The organism is Bacillus sp. BD48, assembly GCF_046566805.1.
Classification (GTDB): domain Bacteria; phylum Bacillota; class Bacilli; order Bacillales; family Bacillaceae; genus Bacillus; species Bacillus safensis.
On the sequence record NZ_JANGFM010000004.1, the window covers coordinates 95,421 to 108,126 of the forward strand.

At 41.6% G+C, this 12,706-nt stretch carries 12 protein-coding genes; 6 read left to right on the forward strand and 6 right to left on the reverse strand.

The window, feature by feature from the left end:
* The first annotated feature begins 22 nt into the window (after window positions 1-22).
* Both ACLGGR_RS13000 and ACLGGR_RS13005 read left to right on the forward strand, forming a co-directional pair.
* On the forward strand, window positions 23-388 hold the full coding sequence (locus ACLGGR_RS13000) for a VOC family protein (protein ID WP_410973213.1): 366 nt from the start codon (window positions 23-25) through the stop codon (window positions 386-388).
* A 112-nt stretch (window positions 389-500) separates the two neighbouring features.
* Window positions 501-1,361 carry an alpha/beta fold hydrolase gene (locus tag ACLGGR_RS13005; RefSeq protein ID WP_251216808.1) on the forward strand — a complete coding sequence of 287 codons (861 nt, stop codon included), beginning with the start codon at window positions 501-503 and terminating at the stop codon, window positions 1,359-1,361.
* 38 nt (window positions 1,362-1,399) lie between these two features.
* On the opposite strand, the gene ACLGGR_RS13010 is transcribed toward ACLGGR_RS13005, so the two are convergent.
* Window positions 1,400-2,827 carry an alanine/glycine:cation symporter family protein gene (locus ACLGGR_RS13010; protein WP_142946521.1) on the reverse strand — a complete coding sequence of 476 codons (1,428 nt, stop codon included), beginning with the start codon at window positions 2,825-2,827 and terminating at the stop codon, window positions 1,400-1,402.
* Window positions 2,828-2,860: 33 nt separating this feature from the next.
* The gene (locus tag ACLGGR_RS13015) at window positions 2,861-3,841 is read right to left on the reverse strand and encodes a glutaminase (protein WP_044333602.1); all 981 of its coding nucleotides are present in this window, start codon (window positions 3,839-3,841) and stop codon (window positions 2,861-2,863) included.
* Window positions 3,842-4,358: 517 nt separating this feature from the next.
* On the opposite strand from ACLGGR_RS13015, the gene ACLGGR_RS13020 reads away from it, so the two are divergent.
* The 3 genes from ACLGGR_RS13020 to ACLGGR_RS13030 all read left to right on the forward strand — a co-directional run bounded on the left by ACLGGR_RS13020 (window position 4,359) and on the right by ACLGGR_RS13030 (window position 7,865).
* Window positions 4,359-5,645: an ATP-binding protein gene (locus ACLGGR_RS13020; RefSeq protein ID WP_410973214.1), complete on the forward strand. Its 1,287-nt coding sequence runs from the start codon at window positions 4,359-4,361 to the stop codon at window positions 5,643-5,645.
* A 4-nt stretch (window positions 5,646-5,649) separates the two neighbouring features.
* Window positions 5,650-6,588: a response regulator gene (locus ACLGGR_RS13025; RefSeq protein WP_142946519.1), complete on the forward strand. Its 939-nt coding sequence runs from the start codon at window positions 5,650-5,652 to the stop codon at window positions 6,586-6,588.
* Between the two features lie 191 nt (window positions 6,589-6,779).
* Complete coding sequence (locus ACLGGR_RS13030) at window positions 6,780-7,865, forward strand: SEC-C metal-binding domain-containing protein (RefSeq protein ID WP_212044191.1); 1,086 nt, start codon at window positions 6,780-6,782, stop codon at window positions 7,863-7,865.
* A 47-nt stretch (window positions 7,866-7,912) separates the two neighbouring features.
* Here ACLGGR_RS13030 and ACLGGR_RS13035 read toward each other — a convergent pair whose 3' ends face one another.
* From ACLGGR_RS13035 to ACLGGR_RS13050, 4 genes are all read right to left on the reverse strand, one after another.
* The gene (locus tag ACLGGR_RS13035; protein ID WP_047203442.1) at window positions 7,913-8,953 is read right to left on the reverse strand and encodes a DUF4352 domain-containing protein; all 1,041 of its coding nucleotides are present in this window, start codon (window positions 8,951-8,953) and stop codon (window positions 7,913-7,915) included.
* A gap of 313 nt (window positions 8,954-9,266) precedes the next feature.
* On the reverse strand, window positions 9,267-9,923 hold the full coding sequence (locus ACLGGR_RS13040) for a response regulator (protein ID WP_410973215.1): 657 nt from the start codon (window positions 9,921-9,923) through the stop codon (window positions 9,267-9,269).
* Window positions 9,920-11,134: a sensor histidine kinase gene (locus ACLGGR_RS13045; RefSeq protein WP_410973216.1), complete on the reverse strand. Its 1,215-nt coding sequence runs from the start codon at window positions 11,132-11,134 to the stop codon at window positions 9,920-9,922. Before ACLGGR_RS13045 ends, ACLGGR_RS13040 begins: the two co-directional genes overlap by 4 nt.
* Window positions 11,135-11,152: 18 nt before the next feature.
* Window positions 11,153-11,617: a DUF1453 domain-containing protein gene (locus tag ACLGGR_RS13050; protein ID WP_410973217.1), complete on the reverse strand. Its 465-nt coding sequence runs from the start codon at window positions 11,615-11,617 to the stop codon at window positions 11,153-11,155.
* A 159-nt stretch (window positions 11,618-11,776) separates the two neighbouring features.
* Here ACLGGR_RS13050 and ACLGGR_RS13055 point away from each other — a divergent pair, with 159 nt between their 5' ends.
* Complete coding sequence (locus ACLGGR_RS13055) at window positions 11,777-12,706, forward strand: aldo/keto reductase (protein WP_410973218.1); 930 nt, start codon at window positions 11,777-11,779, stop codon at window positions 12,704-12,706.

Genomic DNA, 12,706 nt, shown 5'->3' on the forward strand with positions numbered 1-12,706 from the left:
GAACAAGAGGAGGATGAGGGATATGATTAATGTTAGTCCTTATATTGTTGTAGAAGATGTGAGAGAATCTCTTCAATATTATCAAGGGATTTTTGGTGGGGATATTCAAATCTTAAATGAACATCAAGACCGTGTCCTGCATGCTGAATTGCATCTTGGGGAATCACTGCTTCATTTTTCAGATACGTTTGGACGTACACCAAAGCCAGAGAATCTTAGATTGATTATGCAGTTTGACAATGAAGAAGAACTAAAGGCTGTATATGAAGCGCTGGAAGCTGATGGGGATGTACTGGTCGAATTACAGGATACTTTCTTTGGCGCACTTCACGGACAAGTACAGGATCGGAAAAATGGGTTGATCTGGGTTCTGAATTATATGAAATAGGCTAAGACCTTCACCAATGTGAAGGTTTTTTTGCGAGTGTTTTTATTTTCTGAAAAATGGAAAATATGCTATGTTGGAAGAATAAAAGGACAAGGAGAAGGGTGGCAAAGGAATGGAACAAATTGAGTTTCAATCAATCCAAACAAATGGTGTAACACTTCATACAGCAATGGCTGGACCGGAAAATGGCCCGCTGCTTGTGCTGCTCCACGGGTTTCCTGAGTTTTGGTACGGCTGGAAAAATCAAATCATCCCCTTGGCTGAGGCAGGCTATCGTGTGGTCGTTCCTGATCAAAGAGGCTACCATTTAAGTGACAAGCCAGAAGGAGTCGAATCCTACGTATTAGATCAACTGAGAGATGATATTGTGGGTTTGATCAAGACGCTGAGCCCTAATCAAAAGGCGATTGTCGGCGGACATGACTGGGGCGGAGCTGTTGCTTGGCATTTGGCTTCAACCCGTTCTCAATATGTCGAGAAATTAATCATTGTTAATATGCCGCATCCGCGGGTCATGATGAAGGTTCTTCCTTTTTATCCGCCGCAGTGGAAGAAAAGCTCCTATATCGCTTTTTTTCAGCTTCCGAATGCTCCAGAGGCGGCACTTCAAGAAAATCACTTTCAAAAGCTGGATGATGCCATTGGGCTCTCGGCAAGACCACATTTGTTCACGAAGGAAGATGTCTCAAGCTACAAGCTCGCTTGGACGCAGCCGGGCGCCTTGACCTCAATGCTGAATTGGTACCGAGCCATCAAAAAAGGCGGCTTTGAAAAGCCCATTTCCAAACGAATTCTCGTTCCTGTTCGCATGATCTGGGGGATGGAGGACAAATTTTTAAGCAGAAAGCTGGCGAAGGAAACGATTAAGATCTGTCCAAATGGCCAGCTGATCTTTGTCGATGATGCCTCTCATTGGATCAATCATGAAAAACCAGAAGTCGTCAACAAACTCATACTCGAATTTTTGACATAAAGAAAAAGCTCTGATCAGACGACCAGAGCTTTTTTGATTTATCCGATTTGATTCTTTTTTAATGAAGCAGGTTCGTCGTCCCAGCATTCAATTTTCTCATTGTTTGGAACGGCATTTTTATAGAAAACAGGATCTTTGCCTTCTTTTTTCTGTTTCATGTAATCCTTCAGTGCTGCAAAGGCGACCTTAGACAGCATGGTAATGGCGATGAGGTTAACGATGACCATGAGTCCCATGAAGAGATCGGCTAGACCCCAAACGAGAGGAACAGTGGCAACCGCACCGAACAGAACCATTCCAATAACGGCAATTCGATAGACGTTCAGCCAAATTTTGTTCGCTCCAAGGAATTCAATGTTCGTTTCCCCATAGTAATAGTTACCGATCAATGTACTGAACGCGAATAGGAAAATCATGATGGCAAGGAAGCCAGAAGCCCATGGTCCAATGTGCTGACTGAGAGAAGCTTGCGTTAATTCAATCCCTTGCAGATTCGTTGTTTTATACGCATCAGAGAACAGGACAAGAAAGGCTGTGCTTGTACAAATAATTAACGTATCTGTTAATACGCCGAATGCTTGGATTAATCCTTGTTTAACAGGGTGGCTCGTGACAGCCGTTGCTGCTGCGTTAGGTGCACTACCCATACCAGCCTCATTTGAGAAGAGACCGCGTTTAATCCCTTGTAATAATGCTCCGCCTAGTGTACCGCCAGCGAACTGTTCAAATCCGAAGGCGTGTTTCACAATCGTGCTGATGACACCAGGAAGTTCCGTGATATTTGTGACAATCACAAAGAACGCAATGCCGATGTAAGCCAATGCAAGCACAACGACAATGTATTCAGAGGCCTTTGCGATCGCTTGGATTCCTTTGAAAATGATCGCTGCAAAAATGACAGCCATCACAATACCAACTGTTAAACGGTCTAAACCAAAGGAGTTTTTAAAAGCAACAGTGATCGTATTTGATTGAACCGCGTTAAAGACGATTCCAAAAGAAATCGTAATCAGGATGGCAAATAAAATCCCCATCCAGCGCTTGTTTAACCCTTTTTCCATGTAATAAGCAGGTCCACCGCGGAAGCCTGTTTTGTCTTTTACTTTATATACTTGAGCTAGTGTACTTTCAACGAAACTTGAAGCAGACCCGATAATGGCTACGATCCACATCCAAAAGATTGCACCAGGGCCACCAATGGCAATAGCGATGGCAATCCCTGTGATATTCCCTGTCCCTACGCGTGCTGCCATACTGATGGCAAATGCTTGGAACGGTGATATTCCCTCTTTTTCTTTTCTGCCTTCTTTCAGGACACGCACCATTTCTTTGATCATTCTCACTTGGAGGAAGCGTGTTCTATATGTGAAGTACACCCCAACACCAAGTAATAGAGCAATCACAATATAAGTCCAAATAAAATCATTTGTATGTGTTAAATAAGATAGCAAAGCTTTTTCGTTCATAACATCACCTCTTCGAATTCATCACTGTTCTTTTTAAAAAATACTGAGATCCCACTCTTTAGCGAGCTTTTTCAGCATCATGACACCGGTAATACTATTTCCGCAATCGTCAATGGCAGGACCGTAAATGCCAATTCCACAGCCTGTCTGAAACGGGAACTCTCTTCTTGCGCTTGGCGGAACGCAAGCCATAATTCCTCCAGACACACCACTTTTGGCTGGAACGCCTACGAAAGCAGCGAAATTCCCAGACGCATTATACATGCCGCATGTCAGCATCAATGCCTTTGTTAGTCTGGCGATATCCTTTGGGATGACTTGGACTTGTTTAAAGGGATGGTAGCCATCACTTGATATAATCAGTCCAATCAAGGCGATGTCCTCTGTTGTGACCTCGATGGAACATTGCTTTAAATACACTTCTAACGTGTCCTCGACATCCGATTCTAAATAATTGGTTTCTTTTAAATAATAAGCAAGTGCCCGATTTCGATGTGCAGTTGCCCATTCTGATTGATAAACCTCTTCATTAACAGAAGGACGCTTACCTATTAAGTTTTCGATTAAATCGAAAATATATGCTAGCTTTTCTGTAGAAGTCTTTCCGGGAAGGATGGAGGATACGGTAATAGCTCCAGCATTAATCATTGGATTAAAGGGCTTCCCTGGTTTATGCATCTCAAGACGGTAGATGGAATTAAATGCATCACCAGTTGGCTCTACATCTACCCGGTCCAAGACGTAAGGTACGCCTCTTCCTAAACAGGCAGCTATAAAGCTGATGACTTTTGAGATACTTTGCAGGGTAAAGGGAACGTCCCAATCACCATATCGTACAGATGATCCATCTGGGCCTATCACGCTGATACCAAGTTGAGAGGAATTCACTTTTCCAAGTGCTGGAATGTAGCCAGCATTCTGCCCGTTTATGTAATACGGACGTATTTCTTCTGCCCATTGATCAACAGAAGACTGGCATGCGTGTTGTGTATTATTAGAAATTGCTGTTTTCATACGATTCCTCCAATCAAAAATCAAAAAGTACCCTATTGAATTGGCGGATGACAAAAAATGCGATCAAATAGGCACGAAAACATGTTACACATCTTCAAAGAACTTGTCATGCGCTGCTTGCACCACTCCTTTACACCTAAATATATGTTCAAATGAAGGCATTGTCGGCGGAAAAACAAAAAGGGTTTTTAGTGAAAATTCAGAAAACGCTTACATATAGTTTCACTAAAATTGTTCATTCAATTTATCTTGGAAACTACACAATCTGACGTAAATCTACAGAAAAACTTACAAATAAAAATCAGTCTGTCGATTATTGTCTAAACAATTCCTATGATTGTCGTCAATGATCAAAACACTGAATAGCTGAAAGGTCACCTTGCTGCCTCGGAGAATAGTCATAAAAAAGGATTTTGGAGATAAAAGGAGACATGAAAATTATTTTTTTGCACATTGTGGAGAAAAGAGTCTCCTTGTATACTGTGGCTATGCAAACAGGGGAAGGGATGTCAGTCATTTGAGTTTAAATCAGCTTGTCAAAAAGGACGCATTCATTTTAATTTTTATGATGGTCATTGTGCCGCTTGCAGGAGAGCTGAAGTTTTATCCTGTGAATGAGACGTTTCGCATCAGCTTTGGCGCACCTGCGTTTTTCTTTTGTTTATTACTCTTAAGAAAATCTAGACCGCTATTGCCGGGATTTTTAACAGGCGCAGCTATTGTGCTTTTTCGGGTAGGCTTAGATTTGATTCAGCAGAATGCTGATCTGGCTTCATCATTTTATCAGCAATTCCCAAGCTTCTTTTTCTATTTCACTTATGCTTTCCTGTTTTTTGCCGTCCGTACGGGACGCTTTAAACAGCGCTCTATTTTCATTGGGATCATCGGTCTGATGATCGAATTAGTTGCTGATTTTGTCGAGCTGTTTGTACAATTTTTAGTGTTTGATACAACGATGACCTTATCAAAGCTGAGCGATATGTTCCTCATTGCGTTTGCTCACAGCTTTGTGGTGATCAGTTTTTTTAATATGATGAAGCTGTATGAGGCTCAATCAAGAGAAAAGCAGATCATGAAGCAAAATGAGCATATGATGATGGTCATTTCGAATTTATATGAAGAAACGGTGCATTTAAAGAAAACGTTAAAACATACAGAGCATATTACGCAGGAATCATACCGGCTTTATCGTCTGCTGCATGAACACGAAGCAGGGAAAAAAGTGAGTCAGGAGCTGTTAAAGATCGCAGGAGAAATTCATGAAGTGAAAAAGGACAATCAGCGTATTTATGCTGGGCTTTCAAAGCTTATTTCGAAGGAAAATATGCAAGACTATATGAAGGCGGAAGAGCTCGTTCAAATTGTGATCCGGATTCAAGAGAAGTATGCTGTATCTCTTGGGAAAAATATCTCCTTTACATCTGATATAAAGGGCATTCACCTGCATGATTATCATGTGTTTATTTTCTTATCGCTGATTAATAATTTAATGGCCAATGCAGTCGAAGCTATAAAGGATAACGGGATGATCTCACTCGAATTGAAAGGAAGTCATGATAAAATAGAGATTCGGATTGAAGATGACGGACCGGGGATTCCTAAAAAAATGAGAGAGATTGTGTTTGATCCAGGTTACACCTCCAAATTTGACGCATTTGGAACACCGTCTACTGGGATTGGCTTATCATATGTGAGAGAGCTGGTTCAAGAGCTTGGCGGTCATATTCAAATCGAATCAAAAGAAACAAAAGGTACAGCTTTTCTGCTTGTCCTTCCTATACAAAATTTAATACAGAGAGGGTGAGTGTATGCGATTCTTCATTGCAGATGATGATCGTGCAATACGCTCGATTTTAGGTCAAATCATTGAGGATGAGGATTTGGGAGAGGTCGTAGATGAAGCTGATGACGGAGTTGGACTAGAGGCACATTCACTGAACCTAAAGAAAGTAGACATCCTTTTGATTGATCTTTTAATGCCTGCTAGAGATGGCATTCAAACCATCCGCCATATTCACCCTGAATTCAAAGGCAAGGTCATTATGATTTCTCAAGTAGAGGCAAAAGAAATGATGGCAGAAGCCTATGAACTAGGGATTGAATATTATATCCATAAGCCTGTCAATCGCATTGAAATCGTCAGTGTGATTCGAAAAGTCATGGAGCGTATCAAGCTGGAAAAATCGATTTACGATATACAAGCCTCTCTTCGCCATGTCCTGCCTTTAGAGCCTGTGATTTCTCAAGGTGCAGGCGCTGGGGCGAAGAGAAGAACGATGAAAGAGGCTGGGGAATTCCTCTTATCCGAGCTGGGTATTGTCGGTGAGAGCGGCTCTAAGGATTTACTGGAGATACTCACCTACTTACATGAAACACAGTCAGCCAATTCTCATGAGGTCAATTTTCCGCCGCTAAAGCAGCTGTTTATCAAAACAGCGGAAAGAAAGCTGGATCATGGTGCAACCGATGTAGAAGTGATGCGGGAAGTGAAAGCGGCGGAGCAGCGGATTAGACGAGCTATTCACCATTCCTTGAATCATTTTGCCTCACTAGGATTAACAGATTTCTCAAATCCTAAGTTTGAACACTACGCGTCGAAGTTTTTCGATTTTACCGATGTCAGCCAAAGAATGAAAGAAATGCAGAAGACATCTTCTCCCGCAGGATCGACAGGCAGAGTCAATACGAAAAAATTCGTTCAAATCTTTTATTTTGAAGCAAAGCAGTTATTCGAAGGAATGAGCTGAGGAAAATTTGTTGGTATGATTGGAGAAAATAAACAGAGGAAGGCTGTCTTTCCTAGGATCTGCCTTGCTCTTCAGGCGACTTTGCGATTTAACTGATCATTCTGATTTTTCTTTTTTCTTGAAAATAAAACCCTCCTGTGCAATCGTTTGTTAAAATAGTGAGGTTAGACTAGAATGTCGGAGGTTTTATTTTGGGAAAAATTAAACGAAATGCGCTCTGCCCATGCGGAAGCGGAAAAAAATATAAACATTGCTGTGGTCAAAAATCAGGCGGAGAACAAACGTCTGAGCTTGTGTTTAAGGAAGCTGTACAAGTTCAAAAGGATTTAATGAATTATGCTTTTTCTAAACATCAGAGAGCGATCAATCAATTCATTAATGAGTTTTCTTTCCTTGCAGATATGGATAAAGAAACGCAACAAATCTCAGTTTTTCATTTGAGTGTATGGGGCATCTTCTTCCGCCCATTAACTGATAAGAAGGAAACCATTTTCCAAGAATTCCTGACAAAGAAAGCAGAGGATATTACCCGTCCGAAAACAAGACAAGTAGTCCAATCTTGGACAGACATGGAACCATCTTTGCTTTTATTAAATGAAAAAACGGACGAGTCTCTTTACTTTGAGAATATGGTAACAGCGGAGAAGGTTGAAGTAGATGTAAAACCTGATCAAACGGTACTGCCTGAGAAGGGAAGTCTCGTGCTTGGTTTTCCTGTTCAATTTGAAGAAAAAGCAGAGTTTTTCATTCAATATACGATGTTTGCGAAAGAGTTTACAGATACTCTTCTTCTTCAGGTCCGCCAGCTTGTTGACGCATATGAAGCAAATGGAGGAGCACGCAGCACATTTATGAGAGAGTCATTCCCTGATGTACTGAAGTGTATGTTTGCGAAGCAAGAAGTAGAAGAGTCAGAAACACCTGCTCAAACAGAAGGTGATGCGGGTCTATCAGCAGATCGTATGGACTGGGCAAGTGACGTTCAGCTTGAAACAGCTAAGCTGATTGAAGACGGAATGAAGGAGCACGGTGACCAAAGCCTGACAGATGGTGCTTTAACGGTTTGGAAAGCCTACTGTGATCAGAAATCACCTGTGATCCGTAAAGCAGCGTCATTTGCTGCGGGAATCGAATACTACATTCATTCGCTTGCAAGCGATGCCCCGCTTTCTCAAGCACAAGTAGCGAAGAAGTATGGCATTAGTGCGTCGACTGTATCGAGCCGTTTTAAAGATATCGAAAAAGCGGTGAAAGAAGAGCAAGAGGCGACAGTATAATTTAAAAAGAGACGCGGCACCTTCAGAGGCCAGCGTCTTTTTTTAGATTATCTCGTTTTAATAAAACCACTCATGTACTGCTCTGTATTATAATCGTTGAGGTCTATTTTCCATTGACCATCCCCATTACGTTTCATTTTCACTTCATATTCAGCTGGGCTGGAGACGGGAGGAAGCTTTTCGAATTCAGATGCGTACATGTTTAAGCTTTTTTTATACAATTCTTCTTTTGAACGGATTTTCCCGTTGTAAAACTCGTCTCTTTGCTTGTCTAGCTTGTCTTTTAAGTTAGAAGCATCAATGCCTGTTACTTGAGCGACAACCTTTGCTTCGTCATCAGAGATGGTTTTCACACTTGTTTCTACTTTGGCTTTATCCTTCATAGTGTTTTGAATACGTTTGTACATAGACAGAATATCACGGTCACTCACTTCATTTCCGTATATTCCTGCACTTCTTTTGAAGTCTTTTACAAACATTTCATGGTATTTATTGACGACATCCGATTGGTTGTCACCCGTTAAATCTGCGAATTGATCGTTCTTTTTGTCAAAAACAATAATATCGGTATAAGCGGATAACGCTTTTGCTGGGTTATCCAGCTTTTTTGCTGAATCGAGTATTTTGTTTCCATCTAGGTCGATTTGGATGGAATCACTGTTTTTTTTGATGCTGTCCTGATACACGAACTGATATTTTTTCCCTTTGTCTACTAGGAAATAAAGAGCTCCTGAAAGTGATTTGCCTTTGTTCAATGAACCAAGGTCAAGACGGTCTTTACTGCCGTAGAATTTTAAATCAGATACTTTGGCATCGTCCTGATAAAGGGAGAAGTCGGAGTTATATAATGAAAGGGCCTTGTCACCTTTGTTGGTGATCGTCAGGTTGACTTTTAGCACCAATTCATTGTCTCTCAAGGTAGTTGTTGAGTCTTCTGGTAACGTATATTCGTAGCTATTGACTTTTACCTCTGCTGTTTTCGTTGACTTTTGATCAGCGTCGGTTGATTTGGCTGAGCTCTGGCAGGCTGCAGAGATGATCATCACGAATGAAATCATGAGGAGTGCACTTATTTTTTTAAGATTCACAGTTGAAGCTCCTTTGCTTTTCTTTCGTCATTTCATTCCCGCTATCTGACTAAGAAAAAAGAAACAGATAGATTGGTATATTCGGGTGTTAAAGGGGAAAATCTCCTAATGACGATTTGCACTATTCATTCTATCGAAATTCATTCATGATGAGGAATAGGTTTTAGTCCCTATTTTTGATAGTTTTTAACACAATTACCTATAAAAAAAGGTATTTGATAAGCATAATATACTAGTTAATAAGTATTGATTTGTAGATTTATTTTGGGTTTTAAATGTTTTTTGTATAAAAATCTTGAAATGAAGGTAGTTTTTATTTCACGAGGCGGTGCCGGATTGCGAAGACGACGGCCTGTGTGCGATCTTGTGCATTGAGCTTTTGTAAAATACGGTGCACATGCGTTTTTACCGTACTTTTGCTGATAAATAATTGATCAGCAATGTCTTCATTCTTTAAGCCATAGGCCATTTGCTGTAATACATCGCGTTCACGTTCTGTGAATGATTCGTGAAGCAGATGAGTGTGATGTGTATCATTTGCCTGCTGAAGAGCTTGTGCCATCATGTGCTCAGAGGCTGCCGTTCGAAAGACAGACTCACCAGCAAAGGCGGTGCGGATGGCCTCAATTAATTCTTCAGGCAGTGTATCCTTCAGCAAATAACCGGATGCCCCTGCACGAATCCCGTCAAAGACATATTCTTCCGTATCAAAGGTCGTGAGAATCACAACTTTTACATCTGGATGATTTTTTAAAATGCGCTCTGTTGCCGTGATGCCATCCATACCAGGCATTTGTACATCCATGAGCAGTACGTCTGGTGTGTTGATCGAGCAAAGCTCAACCGCCTCCTGACCGTCTGACGCCTCCCATATGACGTCAATATCCTCTTGAGCGCTTGCAATATAACGAAATCCTTGGCGGATCAGCGGCTGATCATCAATAATGCCAATCTGAATAGGGTTTGTCATGCCTCGGAGTCCTCCTTGATAGGAATTTGAATATGAATACAAAAGCCGTGCGGCTCGCGTATGGACGTCTTGAGGGAACCGCCTGCTGCGTCACACCGTGCCTTCATGCCTGACAGCCCAAAGCCAAATGAAAGATCTTTTTCGCTGGTCAAATATCCATCGTCTTCAATGTTCATCATCAGCTCATGCTGGTGGTTATATAGTGTAATGGTCATCGTAGTGGCCTTGGCATGGCGAATTGTATTGGTAATGGCTTCTTGTAAAATGCGATAAAGCAGCTCAGATACGGAGAGCGGCCATTTTTTATACGTAAGCTGCTCTGTATGAAAGTGAATGTCAAGCTCTCCCGATATCTCTCCTTGCTTGATGAGACTGCGAAGTCCGGCAAGTCCGAGACCTGCATCATCTGACGCCATATGATGAACTACAGAACGAACCTCTGTGAGACAATTTTTAGAAATATGAATGAGCTCTTGAAACGTCTGTGCCATCTGCTCTGGTTCTTCCTGCTTTAAACGGTAGGGCAAAGATTGCAGCTGGACAATCATTGAGGTTAATTGGTGACCAATGCTGTCATGCAGGTCACGTGCAATTCTGCTTCGCTCCTCAAGCACTGCAAATTGGAGTGACTGAACGGTCGCTTCTTCAAGCTCCATATGCGCCTGCTTCAATTGTTCATGGGCTTCTGATAATTCCTGGTGAACCAATTGCAGTTCTCCGAAGTGTTCTTCTTTTAATTCCTGTTCACGCCGCCGCATTCTAGAGATCAAGACAAGTGTATACACAAGCAGTTGGAATAGCGGCAGAGTGATCACCATGTTCCAAGAAAAATCGTTTATATAATAGCTGATCCCACTGGTGAAAAAGATGAAAGCAAATAGATAGGGGTGATGCGCCTCTGAAAAACGAAAAGCGATAAAGCCGATCATAAAAAAGGTCAGCCCAATACTGTCTTGAATCTGACCTGTCACCAGCCATAAGAGATGTGTCAGCACCCACATCAAGAGGAGTATGGAAAATTGTTTTTTAGGTGGCAGCTTGCTTTTTGGAAAAAGACATAGGAGAAACACCAAATAGACGAAGGTGCGAAACACCAATTCGCCTATTGTAAGGGGCACATACATTTGAATATACATATAAGTCAGTACAAGGCCTAATACGAATTTTCGCCTCATTTGACCTAAAAGCTTGAGTGGCTGCTGAAGGTTCATATCAAAAACTCCTGTCTGTCAGTTAATAGCAGCAGATGCCTTGATGCCCATATATCTCTTTAAAAGAATAAACCGCAATCCGATCATACTGCCGATTGGAAGGAATGTCAGGCCATTTGCGAAAATGATCAGGGAATGACCGCCATCCTGTACAATTGAACCTACTGTCATCCGGATCAGGATGATTCCGATGAAAAAAAGTGTTCCATAAAGTGAGCTTGCGGCATAAATACGTCCCGATTGTTGATCAAATGTTACTTTGTATAGTTTACCTCTCCATAGCCCGATTGCAAAACCTGCGAGTGCAAATAAAGTCATGACAAGCAAGCTTATCGCCGTAATTTCAATATGCTGAGTGATGGAATAAGAGAGAAAGCCTAATAAAATGAGCGGCCCTATGAGAAACCTGACGGGGCGGATTTCCTTTTCTTTGCCTGTTCTCAATAACATAATAATCATAATGATGACAATTTGAATGGTCATGAGAAGATCTCCTTTTCGTTTTAGTCTATCTTCATCATACGCATCTTCTATTTTCGCGGCGTCCACCCGCAGGTTGATTTTTAGAGAGCGGTATACTTGAATGTTAGAAATGATTCGTGGGAAAATAAGGATGATTATGTAGATAAGGGAGATGAGCTTTTGAAAAAGGTAACGCTTGGACGAACTGATTTACAGGTAAATCCGATAGGGCTTGGTACGAATGCAGTAGGCGGACATAATTTATTCCCGAATCTTAGTGAGGATGCTGGACGGGAGCTTGTGGAGACGGCTCTTGACCAAGGTGTCAATTTCCTAGATTCTGCTTTTATTTATGGGCTGGGCCGTTCAGAGGAATTAATCGGTGAGATCATTGCCAAAAGAGGCGGCAGAGAAAAGCTTGTCCTTGCGACAAAAGGTGCTCATAAGGAAGTAAACGGGCAAATTGAGCTTGATAACAGCCGTGATTTCTTAAGAGAACAGGTTGAAAATAGCCTGAAACGACTGCAAACAGATTATATTGATTTGTACTATATGCATTTCCCGGATGGACGTACGCCGCTCGAAGAAGTAGCAGGCACATTAAAGGAATTAAAGGATGAAGGGAAAATCAGGGCAATCGGTGCATCAAACCTTGATTTTGAACAGCTTAAAGCCTTTAACCGAGATGGCTACTTAGACGTGCTTCAATCTGAGTATTCTCTGCTGAAACGTCAGGCAGAGCAGGATCTTCTTCCATACTGCGTCGAGCATGGTATCTCCTTTATTCCTTATTTCCCATTGGCATCAGGCTTGTTGACAGGGAAATTTACAAAGGATGCGACATTTGATGATATTCGAGCAAAGGACCCGCTTTTCCAAGGCGATGCATTCCTTTCAAATCTCGAAAAAGTAGACAAGCTGAAAGCCATTGCTCAATCAAAGAATGCAGAAACAGCACACGTCGCACTCGCTTGGCTCTTAGCGCAGGATGGCATTGATGCTATTATTCCAGGGGCAAAACGAGCAGACCAAGTGCTGCAAAACCTAAAAACAAACGATGTTCAATTAACAGAAGAAGAAATCAATCAAATCGATAAGATCTTCTCTTAA

Excerpts from the sequence above, each read along its gene's own strand:
- ACLGGR_RS13000 (WP_410973213.1), top strand. The coding sequence starts at position 23 with ATGATTAATGTTAGTCCTTATATTGTTGTAGAAGATGTGAGAGAATCT.
- ACLGGR_RS13005 (WP_251216808.1), top strand. The coding sequence starts at position 501 with ATGGAACAAATTGAGTTTCAATCAATCCAAACAAATGGTGTAACACTT.
- ACLGGR_RS13010 (WP_142946521.1), bottom strand. The coding sequence starts at position 2,827 with ATGAACGAAAAAGCTTTGCTATCTTATTTAACACATACAAATGATTTT.
- ACLGGR_RS13015 (WP_044333602.1), bottom strand. The coding sequence starts at position 3,841 with ATGAAAACAGCAATTTCTAATAATACACAACACGCATGCCAGTCTTCT.
- ACLGGR_RS13025 (WP_142946519.1), top strand. The coding sequence starts at position 5,650 with ATGCGATTCTTCATTGCAGATGATGATCGTGCAATACGCTCGATTTTA.
- ACLGGR_RS13040 (WP_410973215.1), bottom strand. The coding sequence starts at position 9,923 with ATGACAAACCCTATTCAGATTGGCATTATTGATGATCAGCCGCTGATC.
- ACLGGR_RS13045 (WP_410973216.1), bottom strand. The coding sequence starts at position 11,134 with ATGAACCTTCAGCAGCCACTCAAGCTTTTAGGTCAAATGAGGCGAAAA.
- ACLGGR_RS13050 (WP_410973217.1), bottom strand. The coding sequence starts at position 11,617 with ATGACCATTCAAATTGTCATCATTATGATTATTATGTTATTGAGAACA.